The sequence below is a fragment of the Stutzerimonas kunmingensis genome (assembly GCF_900114065.1).
Taxonomy (GTDB): Bacteria; Pseudomonadota; Gammaproteobacteria; order Pseudomonadales; family Pseudomonadaceae; genus Stutzerimonas; species Stutzerimonas kunmingensis.
Map to the genome: position 1 here is coordinate 83,116 of NZ_FORS01000004.1, position 25,735 is coordinate 108,850.

A 25,735-nucleotide genomic window follows, 5' to 3' on the forward strand; every position below is an offset into this window, starting at 1 on the left:
ACGAAAATTCCAGTCGATTCTAGCCCGCGCCGGGCAGCGTTGCCCACTGCACCAGCAGCGCTTCGAGAAGCAACACACGGTTGAGGTTGGCTTTGCCTAGCACTTTTTGCCGATGTTCGAGCAGCCAGTCCTGCAGCGCCATCACTTTGTGTTGCGCTGACTTCTGCGCAAGGTACTGCAACACCTTCTGCATATCGGCTGCACCGAGCTCAGCATCATCACCGGCCATCTGATACCGCAGGATCAGATGCGTCCACTCGCAAAACCAGTCGAACAGTAGGATCAGCGGCAGCGCATTCCAGCCCTCAGCCAGCTGACTGGGTGACTGTTGCTGCTTGAGCAGCTTCTTCACGCTGTCGACAACCTGCGCGCGCAAGTCCAGTACTTTCTGCTCATGCAACTTCAAGGCGGCCAGAGGTGACCCCGCCGCCAGTGTCAGTAGCTGCTCACGCAGCTCCGCTGCCAGCTCGGGGAGCTGTCCAGCCAGCCAGTCGAGACTCTGTTGCCGTCCCGGCAGAGGGCAGGCCTGCTGCACGCAACGGCTCTTGATGGTCGGCAACAGGCGGCTCGGCTGGTGGCTGATGAGCAACAGTACCGTATCGCCGGAGGGCTCCTCGAGGCTCTTGAGCAATGCGTTGGCCGCATTGAGATTCATCGCCTCGGCGGGCTCCAGCAGTATCACCTTGCGCCCACCCAGCTGCGCAGTCTGGGTGACGAAGCCGACCAGATCACGTACCTGGTCGACCCGTATGGCCTTGTCGACCTCTTCCGGCTCGAGTATGTAATGGTCCGGGTGCGTATGTGCAGCCAACAGCTGACAAGCCTTGCATTCACCACAGGCCGTGGCGTTCACGGGCCGCTGGCAAAGCAGCAACGCCATCAATTGCTCGGCGAGCTGCCGCTTGCCGATGCCGCCCGGACCGTGCAGCAGGTAAGCGTGAGCATGCTGCGTACGACCTGCCAGCTGCCGCCAGAGCTCCGCCTGCCAGGGGAGGACGTCAGCCATCGAGGCGCCCCATCAGGTCGGGAATCAGGGCCTGTACATCCTGCTGCACGACATTCAATGGCTGCCCTGCATCGATGATTCGATAGCGCGACGGCGCAGCCTTGGCGCGCTCCAGATAGGCGCGCCGTACCGATTCGAAAAAGCGGAGGCCTTCCTGTTCGAAGCGATCCAGACGACCGCGCGCCGCAGCACGGGCCAGCCCCACCTCGACCGGCAGGTCGAAGATCAAGGTCAGATCAGGTCGCAGCTCACCCTGCACGAAGGCTTCCAGCTGGGCGATCCGCTCGATAGAGAGCCCTCGACCCCCGCCCTGATAGGCATAGGTGGCATCGGTGAAACGATCGCAGAGCACCACCGCCCCGCGCTCCAGTGCCGGGCGTATGACCTGCGCGAGATGCTGAGCACGTGCGGCGAAGACCAGCAGCAACTCGGTATCCACCGCCATCGGCTCGTCGGCCGGGGTGAGAAGCAGCTCGCGGATACGCTCGGCCAGCGGCGTCCCACCGGGCTCACGGGTCAGCACGACATCCACGCCACATGCGCGCAGGCGCTCGGCGAGATATTCACGATTGGTGCTCTTGCCGGCCCCTTCAGGGCCTTCGAGGGTCACGAAGAGTCCTTTCATTGTACGTTTCCGTTGTCCGCCGGTGCCTGCCGTGGCGGCGGGCTGGAGCGGTAGTCGGCACGGCGCTTGAGCTGATACTCGCGCACCGCACGGTTGTGCTGATTGAGCGTATCGCTGAAAACATGGCTGCCATCGCCACGGGCGACGAAGTAGAGACTGGTGCCATCCGCCGGATGCAGCGCGGCGTGGATCGCCTCGCGCCCGACCATCGCGATCGGGGTCGGCGGCAGGCCGGCATTGGTGTAGGTATTGTAGGGTGTCGGCGTGCGCAGATCGGCGCGGGTGATCCGGCCCTTGTACTTCTCACCCATGCCGTAGATAACGGTTGGGTCGGTCTGCAGCAGCATGCCCCGCGCCAGCCTGCGCACAAAGACGCCGGCAATCTCTCCACGCTCGCCGGGCACGCCGGTTTCCTTTTCGATGATCGAGGCCATGATCAGCGCCTGATAAGCGTCCTTGTACGGTAGCTCCCTGGCACGCTGCTGCCACTCCTCCTCGAGGACCTGCTCCAGCCGGGCGTAGGCACGGCGCAAGAGGTCTGCATCGGATGTGCCGCGGGTGAAACGATAGGTATCTGGGAAGAAGCGTCCTTCCGGGTGCTGGCCCGACGCACCTATGCGCGACATGATTTCGGCATCAGTCAAGCCATCCAGGGTTTGCTCCAGCTTGGGCTGATTCTGCAGGGCGCTACGCAGCTGGCGGAAGTTCCAGCCCTCGACCAGGGTCAGGCTGTATTGCACCACTTCGCCACGCTGCCAAAGCCCGATCATGTCCCGCGCCGTCATAGTGGGGGTCAGGCGATACTCGCCGGTGTGCAAGCTCTGCCCGGACAGGTTCAAACGCCAATACAAACGCAACCAGAAGGCATCCTCCAGTACGCCTTCGGCCTCCAACCGCTGAAGCACGCCACTGGGCGTATCGCCCGGACGCACGTCGAGCAGCAGGGCCTCGTCGGTAACGGCCAGAGGCTGCTCGAGCGCAGCATGCTGTTTCCAGGTGAACAGCCCGAGCGCAATCGCCGCCAACAGCAACACTGTCAGCAGCAGAACAAGAATTTTACGGATCACGAATCACTCAACAGGTCGGCGACAACGGACTGCAGTTTACGGGTCAGCGGACCGACGGGCCAGACGCACTCGGCCAAAGCTGTCACGGGCCAGATGCCGTAAAGGCTGTTGCAGAGGAATACCTCATCGGCCTGCACAAGCTCGGCATAGCTGATGTCGTCGATCACGACCGGGAGCCCGTGCTGTGCTGCGCGCGCAATGATCTCCGCACGCATGACCCCAGCGACTCCGCAACGAGTCAGCGGCGCGGTACGCAGTTTGCCGGCTTTCACGATGAACAGATTGCTGAAAACGCCCTCCACCACCCGGCCGGACATATCGCGCATCAACCCTTCCGCGTAGACCGGATCATGCCACTCGGCACGCGCCAACACCTGTTCCAGGCGATTCAGATGCTTGATGCCGGCGAGTCGCGGTTGCTCGGCAAGCCGGGTCTCGCACGGAAACAGCCTGATGCCGGTTTCAGCATGCTGTGGCGGATAAGCTGGAGAGAACGAGCCTAACAGCAGACGCTGCGGCTGACACGGCTGTGGCGTTGCATAACCACGCTGTCCGGCGCCACGCGTGACGATGAGCTTGGCGACGCCCTGCCCCAGTGCCCGGCAGAAGCGCATCAGCTCATTGCGCAGCAGATTTGCATCAATGGGAATGGCGAGGCGCTCACACCCATCTTGCAGCCGCTGCAGATGACGTTCGACCAACCGCGCCTGGCCACCTGCGACGCGAATAGTCTCGAACAGCCCATCGCCGTAGGCCAGTCCTCGATCATGAATGGGCAGCCCATCACAGGGCTCCCCGTTCAGCCAGCTCAATGTCACTCGGCGAACCGGCGGAATACCAGCGAACCGTTGGTTCCGCCAAAACCGAACGAGTTGGACACCGCCACTTCGATCGGTCGGGGCTTGGCCTCGTGCGGAACGAAATCGAGGTCGCAGCCTTCATCCGGCTCATGCAGATTGATGGTCGGCGGCGCGACCTGATCACGAATAGCCAGAACACTGAAGATCGCTTCCACCGCACCGGCAGCACCCAGCAGGTGGCCGACCATGGATTTGGTCGAACTGACCGACAGCTCATAGGCGTGATCACCAAATACGCTGCGAATAGCAGCAGCCTCGGCCTTGTCACCTGCGGGAGTCGAGGTGCCGTGTGCATTGATGTAATGCACCTGATCGACATTCAACTGGGAGTCCTTCAGCGCATTGCGGATGCAGCGCGCAGCACCGGCGCCGTCGTCGGGCGGCGAGGTCATGTGGTACGCATCGGCGCTCATGCCGAAACCGATCAGTTCGGCGTAGATGTGCGCCCCCCGGGCCTTGGCATGCTCCAGCTCCTCCAGCACCAGCGCACCGGCACCATCGGAGAGGACGAAACCGTCGCGCCCCTTGTCCCACGGCCGGCTCGCAGCCGCCGGGTCATCGTTGCGGGTGGACAGTGCGCGTGCTGCCGCAAAGCCTCCGATACCAAGCCCACTGGCAGCCATCTCGGACCCGCCGGCCACCATGACATCCGCCTCGCCATAGGCGATATTACGGGCGGCCATGCCAATGCAGTGGGTGCCCGTGGTACAGGCGGTAGCGATCGCATAGTTGGGGCCCTGCAATCCCAGATGGATCGACAGGAAACCAGACACCATGTTGATGATGGAGCCCGGCACGAAGAAGGGAGATATACGCCGCGGGCCTTGCTCGATAAGTGCCTTGCAGCTGTTTTCGATATTGGTCAGGCCGCCGATACCGGACCCCATCGCGACACCGATGCGCTCCCGATTGGCATCAGTGACCTCCAGCCCGGAATCACGCACCGCCTGGAAACTCGCGGCAAGGCCGTACTGAATGAAGAGGTCGAGCTTGCGTGCCTCTTTTGCCGGCAGATACTGCTCGACATCGAAGCTTTTGATCGACCCGCCAAAACGAGTGGAATAGGCAGAAAGATCCATGTGCTCGATCAGGCCGATACCACTGCGGCCGGCGAGAATTCCCTGCCAGCTGCTTGGCACATCGTTACCCAGTGGCGATAGCATGCCCATCCCGGTGACTACGACGCGTCTACGCGACACAGCGATTACTCCTATACCTAAACGTACTTGGCTCGGTTCCCGCCAAGACAGGAACCATCCCCGGTTGGGTGCAATGGAGCCCCCGCGACCTGGATGAATCCCTCTCAAAGAAAAGCCGCACTACCTCGTTCAAAGGCAGTGCGGCTGTTCCTGTTTCTGAAGCAGATTACAACTTACTGCGCGTGCGCGTTGATGTAATCGATGGCTTCCTGAACGGTGGTGATCTTCTCAGCTTGCTCGTCCGGGATCTCGGTCTCGAATTCCTCTTCCAGAGCCATCACCAGCTCAACGGTGTCAAGAGAGTCGGCACCCAGGTCTTCGACGAAGGAAGCGCTGTTGGTTACTTCCTCTTCTTTAACGCCAAGTTGCTCGGCAACGATTTTCTTGACGCGTTCTTCGATGGTGCTCATACCTTGTTTTCACTCCTATGGAAAAATCAGGCAGCTGGTTTGCGCGGTAGTGTATAGAAAGCGTTTTCCGCATTTCAAGCTGGAAGCAGGCAAGCATGACGCCGCCTTCAACCTTCTGTCTATAAACCAGCTGCGGTTTTATAGCTAATTTGAAGACAGCCTCTAAGACTGTCCTCCTGCGTAGGGCGTCACACTCAGCTCATGTACATGCCGCCATTCACCGGAACGGTAGCACCGGTGACGTAGGCAGCGCCGTCCGAAGCGAGAAACGCAACGACCTTTGCAATTTCTTCGGCCTGACCGAGACGTCCCAGGGGAATCTGCCCCACGAGCGCATCACGCTGGGCTTCCGGCAACTCGCGAGTCATGTCGGTATCGATGAAACCAGGCGCCACGGAATTCACCGTGATACCACGAGAACCGACCTCACGAGCCAATGCACGGCTGAAACCCTCCAGACCGGCCTTGGCTGCCGCGTAGTTTACCTGTCCGGCGTTGCCCATGGCACCAACCACCGAACCGATATTGATGATTCGACCCCAGCGAGCCTTGGTCATACCACGCAGCACGGCCTTGGAAAGGCGATACAGGCTATTCAGGTTGGTGTTGATGACGTCATGCCACTCATCATCCTTCATGCGCAGCATCAAGTTATCGCGGGTAATACCGGCATTGTTGACCAGAATTGCCGGCTGTCCGAGATGCTGCTGAATGTGCTCAAGAGTGCTGCTGACAGATTCATCGTTGCCAACATCGAGCACCAGCCCAGCGCCTTCGATACCGTTTTCCTTCAGTGTCTCGGCGATGCGCTCGGCGCCGTTTGGCGTGGTCGCAGTACCAATTACGATCGCGCCCTGGCGGCCCAACTCAAGGGCAATGGCCTGGCCAATACCGCGGCTCGCGCCGGTAACCAACGCCACCTTACCTTGCAGATTCATAGCATTCTCCTTGTTCAAGCCAATGCGGCACGAGCGGCCGCGAAGGCCTCGGGGGTATCCAGATTGTAGGTGCTGACGCCCTTGACGCAGCGTTTGTTGAGGCCCGACAGAACCTTGCCGGGGCCGCACTCGACCAGCGAGGTGACGCCACGGTCTCCCAGAGCAACCATGGACTCGACCCAGCGCACCGGACTGTAGAGCTGTGCCAGCAGATCACGCTTGAGCACTTCCAGATCCGCGACGACTGCTGCGCTGACGTTCTGCACCAACGGAATCTGCGGCGCTTGCCATTCGATCGACTCCACCGAGGAAGCGAAGCGTTCGGCAGCCGGGCGCATCAGATCGCAGTGAGAGGGGACACTCACCGGCAAAGGCATCGCACGCTTGGCACCTTTGGCCTTGCACACTTCGATCGCGCGCTCTACCGCCGCCGCACTGCCGGCAATAACCACCTGACCCGGAGCGTTGAAGTTGACCGCACTGACCACCTCACCTTGCGCGGCCTCGGCACAGGCGGCCAATACATCGGCATCTTCCAGCCCGAGAATGGCGGCCATGCCGCCCTGCCCGGCCGGCACTGCCTGCTGCATCAATTGACCGCGCAATTCAACCAGCTTGATGGCGTCAGCGAACGGCAGGCTGCCCGCCGCCACCAGAGCGGAGTACTCACCAAGGCTGTGTCCGGCAACGAATGCGGGCTGCGCGCCGCCTTCTGTCTGCCACAAACGCCAGATTGCGATGGAGGCGGCAAGAATCGCCGGCTGGGTCTTGTCGGTCTGATTCAGCTGTTCTTCCGGACCGGTCTGGGTCAACGCCCAAAGGTCGTACCCGAGCGCCGAAGATGCCTCGGCAAAAGTATCGACGACCACGCTTTGCTGGGCACCCAGCTCGGCCAGCATGCCAAGGGACTGAGACCCCTGACCGGGAAAGACGAAAGCAAGTGATGCGGACATGAAACGACTCTCTTGTGGTTCTGTTCGTCTGAAGAATACGCCAGGGACCGGCGTCGCGAATTTCAGTTGGATGGCTGGCCACCACCTGCGGTCACATCATCCACATCATCGTACGGATGAGGCGGCCGCAGAAAATGCCCCAGCCTGCTCCTCAGTTGCCCAGGGAGATCATGCTCGACATCCTGCGCCGCGCGCCGGATCGCTGCTTTGAAGCCGTCCGCGCCGGCACTACCATGACTCTTGACGACAATTCCCTGCAGCCCGAGAAAGCTCGCACCGTTGTACTGAGCCGGATTGAGATCCGCCCGCAGACGGCGCAACAACGGCAATACGACAGCACCGACAATGCGCGCGCCAAGCGAACGTTTGAAAAGCGCCTCGACTCTGGCGACCAGCATCCCAGCCAAGCCCTCGCTGGATTTGAGCAATATGTTGCCGACAAAGCCATCGCATACGACCACGTCGGCTTCACCGCGATACAGCCCATCCCCCTCGATGAAGCCCTGATAGTTGAGATCAGCGGCCTGCTGCAACAGCAGCGCGGCTTGCTTGACCTGCTGATTGCCCTTGATCTCTTCGGTACCGACATTCAGCAGCGCGACCCTAGGCTGCTGTCGCCCCAGCGATTCGGCCGCCACAACCCCCATGACAGCAAACTGGAAAAGCTGCTCGGGCGGGCAATCGACATTTGCGCCCAGGTCCAGCAGCAGGCATGGGTCAGCCTGCGTAGGGAGCGCTGTCACCATCGCCGGCCGATCGATACCTGGCAGCGTTCTCAGAACCTGGCGCGCCAATGCCATCAGCGCGCCGGTGTTACCGGCGCTTACACAAGCATTAGCCTTACCGTCGCGAACCTGCTCGAGGGCAATACGCATGGAAGAGCGTGGCTTGCCACGCAAAGCCTGAGCCGGGCGTTCAGCCATACCAATGATTTCAGGCGCATCGACGATTTTCAGGCGCGAACGATCGACCCCAGGATGCTGGGCGACAAGCTGTTCGAGAAGGGAAGATTGGCCGACAAGGACCAGATGCAGCGAGGGGCTTTCAGCCAGACAGGACAGACTGGCCGGAACAATGCAGTGGGGACCGAAGTCCCCACCCATTGCATCGATCGCGATGACCGGAGCGGACAAGGATTACTCGTCAGCGCCCTTGTCGATCACCTTGCGACCACGGTAGAAACCGTCCGGGGACACGTGGTGACGCAGGTGAACTTCACCGGTGCTCTTTTCCACGGACAGAGCGTTCGGCTCGAGAGCGTCATGGGAACGACGCATGTCACGGGCGGAACGGGATTTTTTGTTCTGCTGAACAGCCATTTGGATCAACTCCTAAACGTTTGGGTCACGCTTTAACTGCGCCAGTACGCTGAACGGGTTGGACCGCGTTACCTCGTCCTCACTCGGTGAGGGCTCATCTGGCCCAACCGGCGGCTGGCAAATTTCAGGGTCATGGAGTGGAACAATCGGCAGAGCGAGCAACAGCTCGTCTTCGACCAGCGCCAGCAGATCCAGAGGATCCTCTCCCACTTCCAGCACGTCATACCCTTTGGGCAGGTGCTGGCTGCTCGCCCCTTCATTCACAACCGCGTAATCGCACTCGCTGTGAATCGGCAGAACAACCGGCTCCAGACAACGCTGGCAAATCATTTTGACTTCAACGTCGAGCTGACTACGGATAACCGCAGTACGCTGCTCGTCGCGCCCAAAGGCAAAACTGGCGCGCACCACACCCTGATCATCCTCAAGAGGATCGGCGAGCCGCTTCAGCTGCGACAATTGCAGCTCACCGGCTAGGGTGGCCGCTCGGTCGGCGAGCTTGCGCGGATCAACGTGCGGTGGTATCGGTCCTTTCAACATAAGCGCGGCATTCTAGGGACGCGCCCGCAGCCTGTCAAAGGAATTCCGCCCAGCTTCACGACGCAACGCATACAATCTCGCACCTATATATAAAGGAGGAATCATGCGCCGCCTGCTGCTTGCATCCAGCTCACCCTATCGACAGGAATTGCTCTCCCGGCTGGGGCTGCCGTTCGAAAGCTGCGCCCCGGATATCGATGAAACCCATCTACCCGGAGAAAGCGCCGAACAACTCGTAAACCGACTCGCCGAACAGAAGGCCAGAGCGCTTGCCGAGCGGTATCCGAATCACCTGATTATCGGCTCCGATCAGGCTGCAGTATTGGACTCGAAGATTATCGGCAAACCGCACACGTTCGAGCGGGCAAAACAGCAACTGCAATCCGCCAGCGGCAACAGCGTCCGATTTCTGACCGGACTGGCGCTCCTCGACAGCGCGACAGGCAGAATTCAGGCCGACTGCATACCGTTCACCGTACACTTCAGAGAACTAGATGAAGCCCGAATCGAGCGCTATCTGAGAATCGAAAAGCCCTACGATTGCGCGGGCAGTTTCAAAGCCGAAGGACTAGGCATCAGTCTTTTCCGCGCCACCGAAGGCGAGGACGTCACCAGCCTGGTAGGCCTTCCGCTCATCCGCCTGGTGGACATGCTACTGAACGCAGGCTACGACGTTCCGTGAGCGCGAGCCGGCTGCTATCGCAACACCGGCCCCTGCACCCCAACCAGAACAGCCAAGCGTTCGGCGACGCCAGCACCAAGTTTCTTGGTAAAACGATCCAGCGGCGACTCTTTGACAGTGAAGTCCACCAGCTCGGGCTCACCAATCACCTCGCGCGCCACATGCGCCGTACTTCCCAAACCATCGATCAGCCCGAGCTCCAATGCCTGCTCCCCAGACCAGATCAGACCTGAGAACAACTCCGGATGCTGCTCCTCCTGAAGGCGATCGCCGCGACCACGCTTGACGCTGTCGATGAACTGCTGATGGGTGGTAGCCAGCACGCCTCGCCAGAACTGGGTCTCCTCAGGTTTTTCCGGCTGGAACGGATCCAGAAAAGCCTTGTGCTCACCCGCCGTATAGACACGCCGCTCGACGCCGAGCTTTTCCATGGTATCAACGAAGCCAAAGGTGGCCGCGGTTACACCGATCGACCCCACCAGACTGGACTTGTCAGCATAAATCTCGTCCGCAGCGCTAGCGATGTAGTACGCACCCGACGCCCCCAGATCGGTAATCACCGCATAAACCTTGATGGCCGGATATTCGCCGCGCAAACGCCGGATTTCGTCATATATATAGCCCGACTGCACCGGACTGCCCCCCGGGCTGTTGATTCGCAGCACCACACCCTTGGTATTGGCGTCCTCGAAGGCCGCCCGCAAGGCACCGACGACGTTATCGGCGCTGGCAGGCTCTTCATCCGCGATCATGCCGCGCACATTGATGACCGCCGTATGACTACCCTCCGCGCCCTTGCTGGAACCAAACTGCAGCGCCGGGGAAAACAGTACCAGCGCGCCGAACAGGTAAATGAAGGTCAATAACTTGAAGAAGATACCCCAGCGCCTAGCGCGCCGCTGCTCCTGAACCCCTGCAAGCAGCGTCTTCTCCAGCAGCTTCCAGCTATTACGATCACCCTTGGACTCGTCTACCGGAGCCTTCCACTCATCCGACATTTGCATTCACCTCAGAAACCGCCAAGGAGCGCAGCCAATCACCAAGCTCCGAAAAATGATTGATCGCAGTGCGCGGCTTGCACTGTTGCAGGATGTGCAGTGGTTGTGCGCCATAAGCGACAGCTACGCCATCCACACCCGCGCGATGAGCCATCTGCAGGTCAAACACCGAATCACCGACCATCAGCGCCTGCTCCGGACGAGCACCGCAGTGAGAAAGAATCTGGTGGATCATCAGTGGATCGGGCTTGCTTGCCGTCTCGTCCGAACAACGGGTGATATCGAAGAAGTCCTCCCACCCCTGCCCAGCCAAAACGCGATCAAGGCCGCGACGCCCCTTTCCAGTCGCGACAGCGAGCATATACCCGGCGTCACGGAACTCGGATAGCGCCTTGGCGACTCCCGGATAAAGAGCCGAAGGCTGGGTCTCCAGGGACAGATAATACTCGCTATAGCAGTGACGAAAATCCTCGATCAGCGCGACATCCGCCTGATCCGGATACAACACGCCAATCGCTTCCGGCAAGGCCAACCCGATGATGCCTTTGACCGAGGCATCATCGACCTGCGGCAAACCACAATTTTGCGCCGCAACATGTATCGACTCGACAATACGCCCGATCGAGTCGACCAGCGTGCCATCCCAATCAAATATCAGAACCCGGTACTCACTCACCGAGACGCTCCAGCGTTCGCGCCCACATTTCGTCGACGGGCGCCTCCAGGGATAACTCACCGCCATCAGACAGCGGAACCTTCAGCGCGTATGCATGCAGGAACAATCGCTTGCCGCCTAGTTCGCGAATCTCGCGAGTGAACTCCTCATCACCGTACTTGCTGTCGCCGGCGATGCTGTGCCCGGCATGGCGCGCGTGCACACGAATCTGGTGCGTGCGACCGGTAACTGGCTTGGCCTCCACTAGCGTTGCGAAGTCACCGAAGCGACGAAGCACGCGAAACAATGTCAGCGCTTCCTTGCCGTCCTCGGTCACCTCGACCATTCGCTCACCAGAGCGCAACGTGTTCTTCAGCAACGGCGCATTGACCTGCTTCTTCGAGGTTTCCCAGCGACCACGCACCAGAGCCATATAACGCTTGTCTACACCGTCACCGCGCAACGCCTGATGCAGATGGCGCAACATGCTGCGCTTCTTGGCGACCATCAGCAGACCGGAGGTATCGCGATCCAGTCGATGCACCAATTCAAGCTCCTTGGCATCAGGGCGCAGCTGCCGCAAAGCCTCGATCACCCCGTAGCTGAGCCCGCTACCACCATGCACAGCTATGCCGGCCGGTTTATTCAGTACGATGAGCGCCTTGTCCTCGTGCACGATGGCCTTTTCCAGCCTTTCCAACAGCCCTTGAGCAAGCGGCTCAGGCTCGTCGCGCTCGGCCAGGCGCAGCGGCGGCACGCGCACCAGATCACCGGCTTGCAACTTGTACTCAGGCTTGATGCGCCCTTTGTTCACACGCACCTCGCCCTTGCGCAAGATGCGGTAGATCAACGTCTTGGGCACGCCTTTGAGCTGGTTGCGGAGAAAGTTATCAATGCGCTGGCCGGCAAGTTCCGGCGCGACCTCGAGTATTTGCACACCGGAGGTCTGGGAGGGGGTATTGGTCATCGCGGCATCATATCAATTTTCATGGAATTGAAGCACTTAAACATTGCTGTTATAGTCGCGAACGCCGCCAAAAGCGGTCAGGTCCAGGGATGCCAGCGATACCGCCAACCCAGACCGGCAAAAAAAATGTTCTAGGACGTGAGGCCGTCCGACGGAGCTTCCCTCAAGTAGCGGAGAAGTTGCGAAACAAGCCTTGAAGACATGATGCGTGCCCCCTATGGGAATCGCGATAATCGACAACCCGCTCCCCGGATTCTGCGAGCGGCACCCGATTTTCAAAGTATGCGTGTTGGGTGGAGATGCACAGCATCGGATTGCGTAGCAAAGGCTTTCACAGACGCTTCATTCCGTCCGCTACCGATGCCTGATTCCTCCTCCCGAACCATTGCTTCTGTTCCGACAGCAAGCAGGAGACGTCGTCGCGACGCCGGCCCATTTGGCCGCACATCGCTGGACACTGGAGTGCTTTACAACCATTCCTGACTCACCTGACACCGACCGCGAGAGTCGTGTGTGCCGAACGCCGTTTCCGGATGCCACGGAAACCGACGGTACTACATGAAAAGAATGCTAATTAACGCAACTCAGCCCGAAGAGTTGCGTGTCGCACTGGTCGACGGCCAACGTCTGTTCGATCTGGACATCGAATCAGGTGCCCGCGAGCAGAAGAAAGCCAACATCTACAAGGGCAAGATCACTCGCGTCGAGCCCAGTCTCGAAGCTGCTTTCGTCGACTTCGGCGCCGAGCGCCATGGCTTCCTCCCCCTCAAGGAAATTTCTCGCGAATACTTCAGCAAGTCGCCTGAAGGCCGCGTGAACATCAAGGACGTCCTGCGCGAAGGCCAGGAAGTCATCGTTCAGGTCGAAAAAGAAGAGCGCGGCAACAAAGGCGCTGCACTGACCACCTTCATCAGTCTGGCCGGCCGTTATCTGGTCCTGATGCCGAACAATCCGCGTGCTGGTGGCATTTCGCGCCGCATCGAAGGTGAAGAACGCAATGAATTGCGTGAAGCCCTGAACGGTCTCGATATCCCCGCTGACATGGGTCTGATCGTCCGCACGGCAGGCCTGGGCCGCTCCAGCGAAGAGCTGCAGTGCGACCTCGACTATCTGTTGCAGCTCTGGACCGCAGTCAAGGATGCGTCCCAGGATCGCCCCGCGTCATTTCTGATCTATCAGGAATCCAACGTCATCATCCGCGCCATCCGCGACTACCTGCGCCAGGACATCGGCGAAGTGCTGATCGACAGTGTCGAAGCACAGGACGAGGCATTGAGCTTCATCCAGCAGGTGATGCCGCAGTACGCCAGCAAGATCAAGCTGTACGAAGATTCCGTACCGCTGTTCAACCGCTTCCAGATCGAAAGCCAGATCGAGACGGCCTTCCAGCGTGAAGTAAAACTGCCTTCCGGCGGCTCCATCGTCATCGATCCGACCGAAGCACTGGTATCCATCGACATCAACTCGGCTCGCGCCACCAAGGGTGGCGACATCGAAGAAACCGCCCTGCAGACCAACCTGGAGGCGGCCGAGGAAATCGCCCGCCAACTGCGTTTGCGCGACATCGGCGGACTAATCGTCATCGACTTCATCGACATGACCCCGGCCAAGAACCAGCGCGCAGTCGAGGAGAAGATGCGCGAAGCACTGGAAGCCGACCGTGCACGTATCCAGGTCGGCCGTATCTCGCGCTTCGGTTTGCTGGAAATGTCCCGCCAGCGTCTGCGCCCCTCTCTGGGCGAGACCAGCGGCATCGTCTGCCCACGCTGCAACGGCCAAGGCATCATTCGTGACGTCGAATCGCTGTCGCTGGCGATTCTGCGCCTGATCGAAGAAGAAGCCCTCAAGGACCGCACCGCCGAGGTTCGCGCCCGCGTGCCGTTCCAGGTAGCAGCATTCCTGCTCAACGAGAAACGCAACGCGATCACCAAGATCGAGCTGCGCACCCGTGCGCGCATCTTCATCCTGCCGGACGATCACCTGGAAACGCCGCACTTCGAAGTTCAGCGACTGCGTGACGACAGCCCAGAAATCATGGCAGGCCAAGCCAGCTACGAAATGAGCCCGACCGAGGCCGAAGAAGCTCAGCCGGTCAGCTCCACACGCACCCTGGTTCGTCAGGAAGCGGCGGTCAAGACCGCACCGCAGCGCACCGCACCGGCGGCAGCCGCCGCAGCGCCAGCCGAAACACCCGTTGCCGCGCCGGTGCAGGAACCAAGTCTGTTCAAGGGCCTGATCAAATCCCTGGTCGGACTGTTCGCAGGCGAGACGAAAGAACCGCAGGCCACAGCCGAAGTCGAGAAGAAGCCCGCCTCGCCGCGCCCGCAGCGCAATGACGAGCGCCGCAGCGGACGCCAGCAGAACCGTCGCCGCGATTCGCGCGGTGGCCGTGATGAGGAGCGCAAGCCGCGCGAAGAACGCCAGCCCCGTGAGGAGCGCCAAGCTCGCGAGGAGCGTCAGCCCCGCGAAGAGCGCCAGCCGCGCCCACCACGCGAGGAACGCAAACCCCGTGAACAGGCCGAAGTTGCCGAAAGCCAGCCGCGCCGCGAGCGAGCCCCACGCGAGGACCGCAAGCCCCGCGAGGAGCGTAAGCGCGAACTGCGAGCACCAATCGACGAAGCTCCGATCGCTGTAGCAGCAGAAGAAGAGCAGCCCGAGCGGCAACCACGCGCCCCGCGCGAAGAGCGCAAGCCGCGCGCCGAACGGCAAGCCCCGGTAGCCGCCGATGAGCTGCTGCAGCAAACCGAGGATGCGAACGAAGCCGAGGACGCCCAAGACTCCAACGAGGGCAGCGAAGGCAACGACGGCGACCGCCCACGCCGCCGCTCCCGCGGCCAGCGTCGTCGCAGCAATCGCCGTGAGCGTCAGCGTGACGCCAACGGTAACGAAATCGACGAGGTCGACGAGAGCAACGCCCCGGTGAAAACCGAGGAAATCGCCGTCGCAGCAACAGCCGCCGCCCTGGCCGCGAACACCGCCGACACCGAAGCGGCTCCACAGGCCAAGCTCGCTGATGACGCCGTGATTCAAACCAGCACCGATGGTGTAGCGACGATTGTCGAGCATGCGCCAAGCGTGGAAAGTACGGACGAGCAGCGCACTGTGGCCGAGCAGTCGATAGCTATCGAAGCTGCAGACGAGACATCGACACACGCTGCCGAAGTTGCGCCGAGCGAAGCACCACAGGTCGTCCAAGCCAACGACACCCCACAGCCTGCCCCGGAGCCGGTGGTCGAGAAAGTCGAAGTCGCACCGACCCTGGCGCCAGTGCTGACGCCTAGCGGACGCGCGCCTAATGATCCGCGCGAGGTCCGTCGCCGTCAGCGTGAAGCCGAGCGTCTGGCCAAGGAAGCGGCAGAAGCCGACGCCAAGGCCGCAGCGGAGCAACCTCTGGCCAGCCCGGAGATCGTCGCCAGCGAGCCAGTCGTCGAAGCGCAAGTTGAACAAGTTGCGGAACCGGTGCCTGCCGACGCCCAGCCTGAGCAGTTCGCCGAGCCAGTCACCACCCTCCACGAGCAGCCGCTCGCCGAGGCTGACGAGCCCGCCGAACAAGCACAGGTGTCGACCGCTGAAGTAGACGAGCAGAAGCCAGAAGCACCGACAACTGAGGAAGTGGTTCAGCCATCACCCCAGGAGTCGGAACAAGCTGCAGAAGGTGACCAGCCAGATAACCGTGAGAAGCCGCAAGGCTAAACACCGCTGGCCTAAAAAAGGGATGCTTCGGCATCCCTTTTTTTTGCATTGTCCCGTCCTGAATAAGGTTTACACCTTCGTCTTATTCATCGAGAGAACGCTCATGGCAGAAGGGGTGCGGCGCAGTCAGCAAGGCTATTCACTGCCCCATCTCTCCCCGAAAAAGCCGTCACTGCAAGCTTGAGAAGCCGGACCGGCTGCAGGTCGAAATTGAGCTCGCTTACATCCGACGCACATCGCAGGTTCTGCTTGGTTGCCGCGCTAGGCGAACCGAAGTGCGAGATCAGTACAACTCAAGCGACCGGAACCAGATATCTACACCACCGCACGGCCTGGCTTTAACGCAGCCAGAGCTGGCCGTACGAGTCGTAGTCAGAGCACATTTGGCTCGATCTCAAGGCTGACGCCGAAGCGCTCCAGCACATCGACCTGGATACGTCGCGCCAGGTCCAGCAGCTGCACCCCCGTGGCCAGGCCATGATTGACCAGCACCAACGCCTGCAGCCGATGAACCCCTGCGTCGCCGTCACGAAATCCCTTCCAGCCAGCCTTCTCGATCAGCCAGCCAGCCGCCAGTTTCACTTGACCGTCGGCTTGCGGATAACCGACCAGCTCGGGGTAACGGTCGCGCAGCGTCTGAGCAGCGGCAGCCGGCACCAGCGGATTCTTGAAGAAACTCCCAGCATTGCCCAGCTGCTGTGGATCCGGCAGCTTTTCACTGCGGATGGCACAAACAGCTCGGCTCACATCCTGCGCGGAAGGTACGGTAATCCCCTGCTCCGCCAAACGCTGGCGGATCGGCCCATACTCAAGATGCAGCGCTGCCTGGCGACGCAACGCGAAACGCACTCGCAGAATCAGAAAACGCCCTGGCTGCTGTTTGAACAGACTGTCGCGATAACCGAATGCGCAGTCGTCCTGGCTGAACTCACGGAGGATCCCAGTTTCACTATCCAGTGCAGTGAGTCCTGCAAATACGTCCTTGATCTCGACACCGTAGGCACCGATGTTCTGGATTGGTGATGCACCAACGGTACCTGGTATCAGGCTCAGATTCTCGAGGCCCGCCAAGCCTTGATCCAGCGTCCAGAGCACGAATGGGTGCCAGGGCTCGCCTGCCTCGGCCTCGACCAGAACCTGCTCGGCAGACTCATCGATGATGCGTTTGCCACGGCTGGCCATATGCAGGACAAGCGCCGGCACGTCACGAGTCAGCAGCAAGTTGCTGCCTCCACCGATCGGCAGCAGCGGAACGTCGAGCCGACGCGCCTGGGCGAGCGCGTCACGAACATCCTCATCGTTATGAGCGGCCGCGAAGTAGCGCGCACGCTGATCGACAGCGAACGTGTTGAATGCCTTGAGTGATCGGTTTGATTCGAGGGTCAGGCTCACAGTCGTCCCTTCAATTCCACGAGCAGCGCATCACAGGCCTCCTCGAGGAGATCCAGTACTTCCTCGAAGCCATCTGTCTCGCCGTAGTAAGGGTCTGGCACCACGCCACGCGCCAGGTCGTAGCGGCGTAGCAACAGATCAAGCTCCGCCCTGCTCGCTTCGGGGCGCAAGGCCTCCAGTCGAGCCAGGTTGTCGTGATCCATCGCCAGAATAAGGTCGAAACGCAGGAAGTCCTCCGGCTGCACCTGGCGCGCGCGCAGCGCTGTCAGCCGATAGCCGCGTTTGCCGGCCGCGGCGCAAGCACGCGAGTCCGGAGCCTTGCCTACATGCCAATCGCCGGTCCCAGCAGAATCGATCTCGATCCGACTGCCGAGCCCAGCCTGCTCGACGCGCTGGCGAAACACGCCTTCGGCGGTGGGCGAGCGGCAGATGTTACCCATGCAGACGAACAGGATTCTCATCTCAGCCGCCCAGCAGACGACGGACCCGCTCCAGGTCTTCCGCGGTATCCACCCCCGCAGGCGGTGCCTGTACCGCATCTGCAACGTGAATACGCTGGCCGTGCCAGAGCGCGCGCAACTGCTCCAGACACTCGGTATCCTCGAGCCAGCAAGGACCCCAGGAAACGAAATCAGCGAGGAAACCGGCGCGATAGGCGTAGATACCAATGTGCCGGCGGTACGGCACGCCAACAGGCAGTACGCTGCGATCGGCGGCAAACGCATCTCTTGCCCAGGGAAGCGGCGCCCGGCTGAAGGTCAGCGCCAGGCCATTGGTGTCCGAGAGCACCTTTACCACGTTTGGATTGAACAGCGCTTGCACATCGCTCAATGGTTCGGCGAGCGTGGCGATGGCCGCCTCGGGGTGCGCAGCCAGATTGGCGGCAACCTGATCAATGACTGCCGGGGGAATCAGCGGCTCGTCGCCCTGCACGTTGACCACGATGGCGTCACTCGGCAGACCAAGCTGCTCGCACACCTCAGCCAGCCGGTCGGTGCCGGAGTTGTGGTCGGGGCGGGTCAAAACAACCTGCGCACCGAATGCCGAGCAGGCATCGACGATGCGCGAGTCGTCGGTGGCGATGACCGCGCGCTGAGCCGTGCTCTTGCTTGCCTGCTCCCACACGTGCTGGATCATCGGCTTGCCGGCGATGTCCTGCAACGGCTTGCCAGGCAGGCGGGTCGAGGCATAGCGGGCGGGAACCACGACAGTGTAGGCAGTGCTCATTTGTCGAGGCGCTCATCCACGTCCAGCGTACGGGCCTCGCTCTCGAGCATCACCGGGATGCCATCGCGCACGGGAAACGCCAGGGCGTCGGCCTTGCAGATCAGTTCCGACTTGTCATCGGTCAGCTTCAGCGGCCCCTTGCATAGTGGGCAGGCCAGTATGTCGAGCAGTTTGGTATCCATGCGCAGTCCTTGGAAGCGTTCGACTGCGATGGCAGTGCGAGCGGCTTAAGAGTGATCGGGCAGCAATCGCGCCAACTGGCCGTCGAACCAGGTGACGAAAGCCGCAGAAGGTACGGCGTGCACCTGAAGATATGACCAACCCGGCGGTGCGAATGCCCGGCATTTCACCGCATCCTTCTCGGTCATCACCAACGGCAGGGCTGGGCTGAACTCCAGCTGCTCCTGGCTGTAGGCGGCGTGATCGGCGAAGGGGTGCGGAATCGGACGCCAGTGTAGCGTTTCGAGCGTGGTGAAGAAACGCTGCGGGTTGCCGATGCCAGCCACCGCGTGCAGCAGCTGGCCGGCGGGAAAGTGATCGAGAGGCCAGCGCTCGCCGGAGCACAGTTCGACCAGCGCGACCGGCTTGAGGCTGAACGCATAGCCGTCGGCGGTATCCGAATCGGTGCCGTTGACCAGCACAGCATCCACGCTATTCAGGCGTTCGGCCGGTTCGCGCAAGGGGCCAGCCGGCAGGCAGCGCCTGTTGCCCAGCCCGCGTGCCGCGTCGATCAGTACGAGTTCGAGGTCCCTGGCCAGCCGATAGTGCTGCAGGCCATCATCGGAAAGGATCAGGTCAAGCGATTCGGTCTCCAGCAGGCACCGTACCGCGCGTGATCGGTCGGGATCTATCATCAGCGGTACGCCGGTACGCTGCACGATCAACAGCGGCTCGTCGCCTGATTGCTCCGCCGAGTGTTCGGGTTGAACGCGCCAGGGCAGCGCCGACGGCTTGGCACCGTAGCCGCGGCTGACGACGCCGACGCGCAGCCCGCGGCTACGGCAATGCTCGATCAGCCAGAGAATCAGTGGAGTCTTGCCTGTTCCACCTACGGTGATGTTACCCACCACGATGACCGGCACTGGTGCGCGATAGGCAGCGCTTTCACCTTTGAGAAAGCGCCGTCGCTTTGCCTCGACCACGCGCCGATAGAGTAGCTCCAGCGGAGCCAGCACACATAGGGCCGGATGCCCCTGATACCAGGCGCGTTGCAGGCGATCGGCGAATGACATCAGGGAGAGGCCTGCGCCTCGACCGTGGTGATGCGCAGTTGGCCGAAGCCCAGCTTGCCGGCGGCATCCATCGCGGTGATCACCGCCTGATGCGGGGTCTTGCCATCGGCGCTGATGACCATCGGCAGCCGATTGTCGCCGCCTGATTCCTTGCTCAACGCCGCCATCAGCGAATTGAGGTCGCTCTTCAGTAGCGCTTTGCCGTTGAGCGAATAATTGCCTGCCACGTCGATCAGCACTTCCAGCTGGCGGACCTCGGCATCCTGCGGCGGTGTACCGCTGGCGGCTTCCGGAAGATCGACCTTGAGCTGCGTTTCACGGGTGAAGGTCGTGGTGACCACGAAGAACAACAGCAGAATGAAGACCACGTCGATCAGCGGTGCCAGCCCAATCTCCACGTTCTCCCGGGGTTTGCGACGGAATTTCACGCCTTGTCCTCACCGAGATCGACATCGCGGTCGCCCTGCACCACTTCCACCAGCTTGATCGCTTCCTGCTCCATGCCAACGACCAGCTCGTCGACGCGGCGTTGCAGAAAACGATGGAAGAACAGCGCTGGGATACCGACCATCAGGCCCGCCGCGGTGGTGATCAGCGCTTTGGCGATGCCGCCGGCGAGCAGGGGCGCATTGGCCATGCCCGAGTCCATGAAGGCACTGAAGATTTCGATCATGCCCAGCACCGTACCCAGCAGGCCGAGCAAGGGCGCGATGCCGGCAATGGTGCCCAGCGCGTTGAGGTAACGCTCGAGGTCGTGAACGACCCTGGCCGCGGCTTCCTCGATGCATTCCTTCATGATCTCGCGACCACGCTTGGAGTTGCTGAGGCCGGCGGCAAGAATCTCACCCAAAGGCGAATCCGCGCGCAGTTCCTTGAGCTTCTGGTTGCTGAGTTTCTTGTCCTTGATCCACTTCCACACCTGGCCAAGCAGATGCGGCGGCGTGACACGACTCGGGCGCAGCGTCCACAGGCGCTCAGCAACGATGCCGGCGGCGGCGATGGAACACAGGATGATTGGCAGCATTATCCAGCCGCCTGCTTTGACCAGCTCCCACACGAGATGAATCCCCCTCGAAAAAGTGGCGCCACTCTAGCATAGGGTCGCGGGGTCGCCGACGGCCGCCGTTCTCATTTTTCCCGCCAAAACCGACGTTCCGCACGCTGTATCTCCGCCACCGAGAAATCGCCGAGATCGATGCGGATCGCGCCGTGCAAGGCGGTGTCGTAAACGTCGATTGCGGACGCTTCGAGGCGAGCGGTCACAGTCGGATGAGGATGACCGAAAGCGTTGTGCAGGCTGCGCGAGATCAGCGCGGCGCTCGGTTCCACCGCTCGCAGGAATGGCTCCGACGATGAGCTGCGGCTGCCGTGATGAGGCAATAGCAACCACTGCGCCTTTACATCCTGTCCGCTGAGCAGCAACGCCTGCTCCGCGGCCTGATCGATATCGCCGGTAAGCAGCACCCGTTCGCCATTGGCCTCGACCAGCAGAACGCATGACGTCTGATTGCTTTCCCGGGCCGCCTGCCATTGCCAGAGACTGAAACGCACGCCGTTCCACCGCCACTCGGCACCGTTTTCACAGGGCTTGGCATTCAGATCGGTCGCATGTCGTTGCGGCTCCCCACTGACGGTCCGCGCGACCGGAAGCAGTCGACGGATCGCCTGAGCGCCACCGGAATGATCGTTATCCGCATGGCTCAGCAGCAGTATGTCCAGCCTCTTCACGCCCAGGCTTCGCAGCGACGGGAACACGACACGCTCGCCGGTATCGAAATCACCCTGTCTCGGTCCCGCATCGTAGAGCAACGCGTGCTCCCGGGTCCGCACCAGTACCGAAAGCCCCTGCCCCACATCCAGCACCGAGACCTGCGCCCGTCCTTCGGCTACTTCGGAATACGGCGGATACACCAACGGCGCCAGGAGCACCAGTCCGAGCGCACGCACCGGCACACCTGACGGCAATAACATCAACAGCACACCCAGCCCAATCATCAGCAAGGCCCAGATGGGTATACCGACCGCCAGCCAGGCGGGTTGCCAGGTAGCCATGGCGGACAGCAGCTCCAACAGCAGCGCCAGCGAGGTGCCGACCAACCAGAGTAGCGTCTCGCCGATAGCGCCCAACGGCAGAAGCAACGTACCGAGCAGCGCGAAGGGAACGGTGAGGCTTACCCAGGGTACGGCAATCAGATTGGCCAAAGGCCCGCTGGCGCTGACCGGCAGTCCCAACGTCAGTAACAGAGGCAGCAGGCCGAGGGAAGCTGCCCATTGGGCGCGCGTCAGCGTCGCCCACCACTTCCATCGGCCGAGCCGACCGGAGAACGCCAGCGCGAGCACCGCAACGGCCCCGAATGAGAGCCAAAACCCCGGCTGCAACGAGACCAGGGGATCGACCAGCAGGACACCATTCAGCGCCAGCAACAGCGGCTGCCAGACACCCAGATGACGAAAGCGCAAGCGCCAGAGCAGGACCACGGCGACCATGAGACACGCACGACGCACCGGCACATCGAACCCCGCGAGCCATCCATAGGAAAGCGCACCAGCGAGAGCCAACGCGCATGCGCATGGAAGCCAGGGCCAACGGCTGGGCCAGAAGCCCCATCGAGCTGCTAGCGCAACCAGTCCGTATAGCAAGCCAGCCAGCATGCCGATGTGCTGTCCCGATATGACCATCAGGTGCACCGTGCCGGTGTCCTGCAACACCTGCCAATCCTCACGACTCAGGCCGGAGTCATCACCGACCACCAGTGCCGCGATCGCGCCTTGTCGACCGGACGCGGAGACCTCCATCAGACGGAGCCTCAAGCGGTCGCGCCAACTATTCACGGAGTGCGGCGCGAAGAGGCGCTCTCCCGCCTTGACCGAACCGGTCGCGCCAATGCGACGCGCCAGCAACCAGGCTTCGTAGTCGAACGCATGCGGATTGACCAGGCCACGCGGACGTTTCAGTCGAGCCGCAAGCCGCCAACGCTCGCCGGCCCGCACTTGCGGGCCGCCGTACCAGGACAGACGCACCTTCGATGGCAGCCCAGCATGCCTCGACTCGATATCCTCCAACTCGAAGCGCACGACATCGCCCGTGCTGGTGGGCAATCCACTGACCGTCCCCTGGATCCAGTATGTCCGGCCATCTTGCGAAACGGGCAGGCGATCATCAATGGCACTCTGGCACTGCCAGCATGCCCAGGCGAACCCGAGGAGAAGCAACCCAGACGACGCCCAGCGCCGACGCGAAAGCAGCAAGCCCCCCAGCACGCCAAGCACGCACAAGATCCAGACAGAGGGCAACGCCGGTAAGAAACGGGGCAAGACGAGGCCTGCCGCGAGCGCCAACATCCATGTGCGCATGCTTTTTCGACTCCTGGAATCCATTCCGGGACCGCTGTGGGCGGATGGTCAATTTGTCGCGGGCGTAGACCTAATGTCACAAAACTCCTGTCAGCGCCGCATCGCGATTCGAGGCATAATCGCCGGGCTGCAGCCTGCCAGAGAACCTTCATGCCGCGTCGCTTTTTCAAACGCTACATGCCGCACCCCGATCGCATCAAGACTAACAAGTCCCTGCGTTTTCTCGGCGCGCTGATTCACGATCCCAATCTCTGGCATCTCAATAGGCACTCGGTGGCGCGAGCCATGGCTATCGGCCTGTTTTGGGCGATGATTCCGATGCCCATGCAGATGCTCGCGGCGGCCGTCTGTGCGCTTCCCGCGAGAGCCAATCTGCCCATCGCGGTAGGTTTGGTCTGGCTGACCAACCCGCTGACCATGCCTCCGGTGTTCTATTGCAATTACAAGGTCGGAACCTGGCTGCTGGATACACCGGCCTCTGACATGCCGGCAGAATTGAGCCTGGCCTGGGTAAGTCACATGCTGCAGCACAACTGGCAGCCGCTGTATCTGGGCTCGCTGGTTTCGGGCGTCGTTTTCGCCATTCTCGGCTACGTTCTAACTCAGGCCTACTGGCGCTGGTGGGTCGGGCGCAGCTGGCGCCGGCGACAGAACGGCCGGCGCTAACGGCCATCACTCGTAGCGCAGTGCCTCGGCCGGCTGGGTCTGCGCGGCTCGCCATGCCGGATAGAGCGTAGCCAAGAAGCTCAAGGTCAGCGCCGCGACCGATACCAGCACCACGTCCTCCAGACGCAGCTCCGATGGCAGGGTGCTGATGAAGTAGACGTCGGAACTAAAGATATGCTGGCCTGACACTTTTTCCAGCCAGGCCACCAGAGCACTTACGTTCAGCGCACCGAGTACGCCCAGAATCACGCCTATCACGGTGCCACTGAAGCCAATGATGCTGCCCTGAACCATGAAGATCGCCATGATCTGCCGTGGAGTCGCGCCAAGCGTGCGCAGAATCGCGATATCGGCTCGCTTGTCGGCAACGACCATGATCAGCGTCGCAATGATATTGAAGGCAGCCACCGCAACGATCAGCATCAACAACAGGCCAATCATGGTCTTTTCCATCTTCATCGCGCTGAATAGGCTGCCCTGCGTATAAGACCAGTCCTCCACGCGGTAGCCATCACCGAGCATTTCAGCCACCTGCGCTGCCACTTCCGGCGCCCGATACAGGTCGCTCAGCTTGAGCCGCACGCCCTGCACCTGCTGCGGCGCCCAACGATGGATCTGCGCAGCATCGGCGCGGTGGATCATCCCCAGGCTGCCGTCCAGGTCGGCGCCCACCTTGAAAACGCCAACCACATTCAGCCGCTGCATGCGAGGCGTGACTCCACCGGGCGAGGAGCTCACTTCCGGCACGATCAGCGTCAACTTGTCGCCCAGCTTCAGACCGAAGCGCCGGGCGGTCATCAAGCCGATGATGACGCCGAACTCACCCGGTTTCAGCGCATCCAGACTGCCCCCGACGAGGCGATCACCGACGATGGAAACATCCGCCTCAGCCTGCGGATCGATACCGCTGATCTGAATCGGCTGCATGCTGCCCTTGAATGACAGCATGCCTTCGAGCTGGGTGACGGGTGCGCTGCCGACAATCTGAGGATGCGCCGACAGGCGCGACGCAACGGCCTGCCAGTCGTCCAATGGCTGATCACCGATGACGGTGGCGTGGGACACCATCCCGAGAATGCGCGAACTCATCTCGCGCTGAAATCCGTTCATCACGGACAGGACCATGATCATCGCCAACACGCCAAGTGCCAGGCCGATCAGCGAGGTCAGGGAGATGAACGAGATGAAATGGTTGCGCCGCTTGGCACGGGTGTAGCGGCTGCCGATAAAGACACTCAGAGGCCTGAACATCATTCGACCACCAGACGTCCGTCTTCCAACCGCAGAATCTGATCCATCTGCGCGGCAAGCTGACGGTCATGGGTAACCACCAGGAAGGCGGTCTGCAACGACTTGCTGAGCTCCAGCATGAGGTCCTGGATGCCTTGCGCCGTGTGATGGTCAAGGTTTCCGGTAGGTTCGTCGAGCAGTACCAGCGCCGGCTCGTTCACCAGCGCCCGTGCAATCGCCACACGCTGGCGTTCACCGCCCGAGAGCTCCGCCGGCTTGTGCTCTAGGCGATGCCCGAGTCCGACACGCGTCAACAGCGCAGCGGCCTTCTGCCGCGCTTCCGGGATCGGCGTCCGCCCGATCAGCAACGGCATGCAGACGTTCTCCAGTGCAGTGAATTCGGCGAGCAGGTGATGGAACTGGTAAACGAAGCCCAGCGCTCGGTTACGCAATAACCCGCGATCCTTTTCGTTGAGCGCCGAAAGCTCTTCACCGGCCAGCCAGACACTGCCCTCACTGGGCGTATCCAGCCCGCCAAGCAGGTTCAACAGGGTGCTCTTGCCCGAGCCGGAACTGCCGACGATGGCAACGCGCTGCCCCGGGAACAACTCGAGTTGCAGGCCGGACAGCACTTCCACCGACTCCGGACCCTGGTCGTAGCGTTTGCCAAGATTGCGGCAGCTCAGCACCGCGTGCTTTTGCGAAGAAAGCTCGTTCATAAC

The 25,735-nt window shown here is 61.4% G+C and carries 27 protein-coding genes; 3 read left to right on the forward strand and 24 right to left on the reverse strand.

Annotated elements, in window-relative coordinates; genetic code table 11:
- Positions 1-19: 19 nt before the first annotated feature.
- The 11 genes from BM275_RS11410 to BM275_RS11460 form a co-directional block, all read right to left on the reverse strand.
- Positions 20-1,006, reverse strand: coding sequence for a DNA polymerase III subunit delta' (locus BM275_RS11410; protein ID WP_014820889.1), 987 nt, complete (start codon positions 1,004-1,006; stop codon positions 20-22).
- Positions 999-1,631, reverse strand: a complete 633-nt coding sequence (gene tmk / locus BM275_RS11415; RefSeq protein WP_041014478.1) for a dTMP kinase — start codon at positions 1,629-1,631, stop codon at positions 999-1,001. Before tmk ends, BM275_RS11410 begins: the two co-directional genes overlap by 8 nt.
- Positions 1,628-2,698 carry an endolytic transglycosylase MltG gene (mltG, locus tag BM275_RS11420; RefSeq protein ID WP_090521256.1) on the reverse strand — a complete coding sequence of 357 codons (1,071 nt, stop codon included), beginning with the start codon at positions 2,696-2,698 and terminating at the stop codon, positions 1,628-1,630. Before mltG ends, tmk begins: the two co-directional genes overlap by 4 nt.
- Positions 2,695-3,510: an aminodeoxychorismate lyase gene (gene pabC / locus BM275_RS11425; protein WP_090521258.1), complete on the reverse strand. Its 816-nt coding sequence runs from the start codon at positions 3,508-3,510 to the stop codon at positions 2,695-2,697. Before pabC ends, mltG begins: the two co-directional genes overlap by 4 nt.
- Before the next feature lie 2 nt (positions 3,511-3,512).
- Positions 3,513-4,757, reverse strand: coding sequence for a beta-ketoacyl-ACP synthase II (gene fabF, locus BM275_RS11430; protein WP_031298320.1), 1,245 nt, complete (start codon positions 4,755-4,757; stop codon positions 3,513-3,515).
- A gap of 173 nt (positions 4,758-4,930) precedes the next feature.
- Entirely contained in the window at positions 4,931-5,167 is a 237-nt protein-coding gene (gene acpP / locus BM275_RS11435; RefSeq protein ID WP_003283670.1) for an acyl carrier protein, read from the reverse strand.
- 194 nt (positions 5,168-5,361) lie between these two features.
- Positions 5,362-6,105, reverse strand: coding sequence for a 3-oxoacyl-ACP reductase FabG (fabG, locus tag BM275_RS11440; RefSeq protein WP_023446717.1), 744 nt, complete (start codon positions 6,103-6,105; stop codon positions 5,362-5,364).
- Between the two features lie 14 nt (positions 6,106-6,119).
- Positions 6,120-7,058, reverse strand: coding sequence for an ACP S-malonyltransferase (fabD, locus tag BM275_RS11445; RefSeq protein WP_041014481.1), 939 nt, complete (start codon positions 7,056-7,058; stop codon positions 6,120-6,122).
- A gap of 62 nt (positions 7,059-7,120) precedes the next feature.
- On the reverse strand, positions 7,121-8,191 hold the full coding sequence (plsX, locus tag BM275_RS11450) for a phosphate acyltransferase PlsX (protein WP_090521260.1): 1,071 nt from the start codon (positions 8,189-8,191) through the stop codon (positions 7,121-7,123).
- A gap of 3 nt (positions 8,192-8,194) precedes the next feature.
- On the reverse strand, positions 8,195-8,377 hold the full coding sequence (gene rpmF / locus BM275_RS11455; protein WP_003293518.1) for a 50S ribosomal protein L32: 183 nt from the start codon (positions 8,375-8,377) through the stop codon (positions 8,195-8,197).
- Positions 8,378-8,389: 12 nt separating this feature from the next.
- Complete coding sequence (locus tag BM275_RS11460; RefSeq protein ID WP_045665735.1) at positions 8,390-8,917, reverse strand: YceD family protein; 528 nt, start codon at positions 8,915-8,917, stop codon at positions 8,390-8,392.
- Positions 8,918-9,020: 103 nt separating this feature from the next.
- Here BM275_RS11460 and BM275_RS11465 point away from each other — a divergent pair, with 103 nt between their 5' ends.
- On the forward strand, positions 9,021-9,599 hold the full coding sequence (locus BM275_RS11465; RefSeq protein WP_023446721.1) for a Maf family protein: 579 nt from the start codon (positions 9,021-9,023) through the stop codon (positions 9,597-9,599).
- 14 nt (positions 9,600-9,613) lie between these two features.
- Here the strand turns inward: BM275_RS11465 and sppA are convergent, their stop codons facing one another.
- The 3 genes from sppA to rluC are packed head-to-tail and all read right to left on the reverse strand — an operon-like array spanning position 9,614 to position 12,219.
- The gene (sppA, locus tag BM275_RS11470) at positions 9,614-10,597 is read right to left on the reverse strand and encodes a signal peptide peptidase SppA (RefSeq protein WP_041014482.1); all 984 of its coding nucleotides are present in this window, start codon (positions 10,595-10,597) and stop codon (positions 9,614-9,616) included.
- Entirely contained in the window at positions 10,587-11,273 is a 687-nt protein-coding gene (locus tag BM275_RS11475) for an HAD-IA family hydrolase (protein ID WP_023446723.1), read from the reverse strand. Before BM275_RS11475 ends, sppA begins: the two co-directional genes overlap by 11 nt.
- Entirely contained in the window at positions 11,266-12,219 is a 954-nt protein-coding gene (rluC, locus tag BM275_RS11480) for a 23S rRNA pseudouridine(955/2504/2580) synthase RluC (RefSeq protein WP_041014483.1), read from the reverse strand. The genes BM275_RS11475 and rluC overlap by 8 nt, the downstream gene beginning before the upstream one ends.
- 558 nt (positions 12,220-12,777) lie before the next feature.
- Between rluC and rne the strand changes: the two genes are divergently transcribed.
- Positions 12,778-15,912 carry a ribonuclease E gene (gene rne, locus BM275_RS11485; protein WP_192871754.1) on the forward strand — a complete coding sequence of 1,045 codons (3,135 nt, stop codon included), beginning with the start codon at positions 12,778-12,780 and terminating at the stop codon, positions 15,910-15,912.
- A gap of 372 nt (positions 15,913-16,284) precedes the next feature.
- Here the strand turns inward: rne and murB are convergent, their stop codons facing one another.
- The 8 genes from murB to BM275_RS11525 all read right to left on the reverse strand — a co-directional run bounded on the left by murB (position 16,285) and on the right by BM275_RS11525 (position 23,117).
- A complete protein-coding gene (gene murB, locus BM275_RS11490) occupies positions 16,285-17,304 on the reverse strand; it encodes a UDP-N-acetylmuramate dehydrogenase (protein WP_041014485.1) in 1,020 nt (339 codons plus the stop codon).
- Entirely contained in the window at positions 17,301-17,765 is a 465-nt protein-coding gene (locus BM275_RS11495) for a low molecular weight protein-tyrosine-phosphatase (protein WP_023446727.1), read from the reverse strand. The genes murB and BM275_RS11495 overlap by 4 nt, the downstream gene beginning before the upstream one ends.
- A 1-nt stretch (position 17,766) precedes the next feature.
- Positions 17,767-18,531, reverse strand: a complete 765-nt coding sequence (gene kdsB / locus BM275_RS11500) for a 3-deoxy-manno-octulosonate cytidylyltransferase (protein WP_041014486.1) — start codon at positions 18,529-18,531, stop codon at positions 17,767-17,769.
- Positions 18,528-18,713, reverse strand: a complete 186-nt coding sequence (locus tag BM275_RS11505; RefSeq protein WP_003299639.1) for a Trm112 family protein — start codon at positions 18,711-18,713, stop codon at positions 18,528-18,530. The genes kdsB and BM275_RS11505 overlap by 4 nt, the downstream gene beginning before the upstream one ends.
- 45 nt (positions 18,714-18,758) lie before the next feature.
- Positions 18,759-19,763, reverse strand: coding sequence for a tetraacyldisaccharide 4'-kinase (lpxK, locus tag BM275_RS11510; protein ID WP_041014487.1), 1,005 nt, complete (start codon positions 19,761-19,763; stop codon positions 18,759-18,761).
- Positions 19,763-20,191 carry an ExbD/TolR family protein gene (locus tag BM275_RS11515; protein WP_014820907.1) on the reverse strand — a complete coding sequence of 143 codons (429 nt, stop codon included), beginning with the start codon at positions 20,189-20,191 and terminating at the stop codon, positions 19,763-19,765. Before BM275_RS11515 ends, lpxK begins: the two co-directional genes overlap by 1 nt.
- Positions 20,188-20,820: a MotA/TolQ/ExbB proton channel family protein gene (locus BM275_RS11520; RefSeq protein ID WP_031298327.1), complete on the reverse strand. Its 633-nt coding sequence runs from the start codon at positions 20,818-20,820 to the stop codon at positions 20,188-20,190. Before BM275_RS11520 ends, BM275_RS11515 begins: the two co-directional genes overlap by 4 nt.
- Before the next feature lie 71 nt (positions 20,821-20,891).
- Positions 20,892-23,117 (reverse strand): DNA internalization-related competence protein ComEC/Rec2, encoded by a 2,226-nt coding sequence (locus tag BM275_RS11525; RefSeq protein WP_031298329.1) that lies wholly within the window; start codon positions 23,115-23,117, stop codon positions 20,892-20,894.
- Between the two features lie 150 nt (positions 23,118-23,267).
- On the opposite strand from BM275_RS11525, the gene BM275_RS11530 reads away from it, so the two are divergent.
- Positions 23,268-23,783 (forward strand): DUF2062 domain-containing protein, encoded by a 516-nt coding sequence (locus tag BM275_RS11530; protein ID WP_003299644.1) that lies wholly within the window; start codon positions 23,268-23,270, stop codon positions 23,781-23,783.
- Positions 23,784-23,789: 6 nt separating this feature from the next.
- Here the strand turns inward: BM275_RS11530 and BM275_RS11535 are convergent, their stop codons facing one another.
- Both BM275_RS11535 and lolD read right to left on the reverse strand, forming a co-directional pair.
- Positions 23,790-25,034, reverse strand: a complete 1,245-nt coding sequence (locus BM275_RS11535; RefSeq protein WP_041014588.1) for a lipoprotein-releasing ABC transporter permease subunit — start codon at positions 25,032-25,034, stop codon at positions 23,790-23,792.
- The gene (lolD, locus tag BM275_RS11540; RefSeq protein WP_041014488.1) at positions 25,034-25,732 is read right to left on the reverse strand and encodes a lipoprotein-releasing ABC transporter ATP-binding protein LolD; all 699 of its coding nucleotides are present in this window, start codon (positions 25,730-25,732) and stop codon (positions 25,034-25,036) included. Before lolD ends, BM275_RS11535 begins: the two co-directional genes overlap by 1 nt.
- Positions 25,733-25,735 lie beyond the last annotated feature (3 nt).

Excerpts from the sequence above, each read along its gene's own strand:
- BM275_RS11410 (WP_014820889.1), bottom strand. The coding sequence starts at position 1,006 with ATGGCTGACGTCCTCCCCTGGCAGGCGGAGCTCTGGCGGCAGCTGGCA.
- tmk (WP_041014478.1), bottom strand. The coding sequence starts at position 1,631 with ATGAAAGGACTCTTCGTGACCCTCGAAGGCCCTGAAGGGGCCGGCAAG.
- acpP (WP_003283670.1), bottom strand. The coding sequence starts at position 5,167 with ATGAGCACCATCGAAGAACGCGTCAAGAAAATCGTTGCCGAGCAACTT.
- fabG (WP_023446717.1), bottom strand. The coding sequence starts at position 6,105 with ATGAATCTGCAAGGTAAGGTGGCGTTGGTTACCGGCGCGAGCCGCGGT.
- fabD (WP_041014481.1), bottom strand. The coding sequence starts at position 7,058 with ATGTCCGCATCACTTGCTTTCGTCTTTCCCGGTCAGGGGTCTCAGTCC.
- rpmF (WP_003293518.1), bottom strand. The coding sequence starts at position 8,377 with ATGGCTGTTCAGCAGAACAAAAAATCCCGTTCCGCCCGTGACATGCGT.
- BM275_RS11460 (WP_045665735.1), bottom strand. The coding sequence starts at position 8,917 with ATGTTGAAAGGACCGATACCACCGCACGTTGATCCGCGCAAGCTCGCC.
- BM275_RS11465 (WP_023446721.1), top strand. The coding sequence starts at position 9,021 with ATGCGCCGCCTGCTGCTTGCATCCAGCTCACCCTATCGACAGGAATTG.
- sppA (WP_041014482.1), bottom strand. The coding sequence starts at position 10,597 with ATGTCGGATGAGTGGAAGGCTCCGGTAGACGAGTCCAAGGGTGATCGT.
- rluC (WP_041014483.1), bottom strand. The coding sequence starts at position 12,219 with ATGACCAATACCCCCTCCCAGACCTCCGGTGTGCAAATACTCGAGGTC.
- rne (WP_192871754.1), top strand. The coding sequence starts at position 12,778 with ATGAAAAGAATGCTAATTAACGCAACTCAGCCCGAAGAGTTGCGTGTC.
- BM275_RS11495 (WP_023446727.1), bottom strand. The coding sequence starts at position 17,765 with ATGAGAATCCTGTTCGTCTGCATGGGTAACATCTGCCGCTCGCCCACC.
- kdsB (WP_041014486.1), bottom strand. The coding sequence starts at position 18,531 with ATGAGCACTGCCTACACTGTCGTGGTTCCCGCCCGCTATGCCTCGACC.
- BM275_RS11505 (WP_003299639.1), bottom strand. The coding sequence starts at position 18,713 with ATGGATACCAAACTGCTCGACATACTGGCCTGCCCACTATGCAAGGGG.
- lpxK (WP_041014487.1), bottom strand. The coding sequence starts at position 19,763 with ATGTCATTCGCCGATCGCCTGCAACGCGCCTGGTATCAGGGGCATCCG.
- BM275_RS11525 (WP_031298329.1), bottom strand. The coding sequence starts at position 23,117 with ATGCGCACATGGATGTTGGCGCTCGCGGCAGGCCTCGTCTTGCCCCGT.
- BM275_RS11530 (WP_003299644.1), top strand. The coding sequence starts at position 23,268 with ATGCCGCGTCGCTTTTTCAAACGCTACATGCCGCACCCCGATCGCATC.
- BM275_RS11535 (WP_041014588.1), bottom strand. The coding sequence starts at position 25,034 with ATGTTCAGGCCTCTGAGTGTCTTTATCGGCAGCCGCTACACCCGTGCC.
- lolD (WP_041014488.1), bottom strand. The coding sequence starts at position 25,732 with ATGAACGAGCTTTCTTCGCAAAAGCACGCGGTGCTGAGCTGCCGCAAT.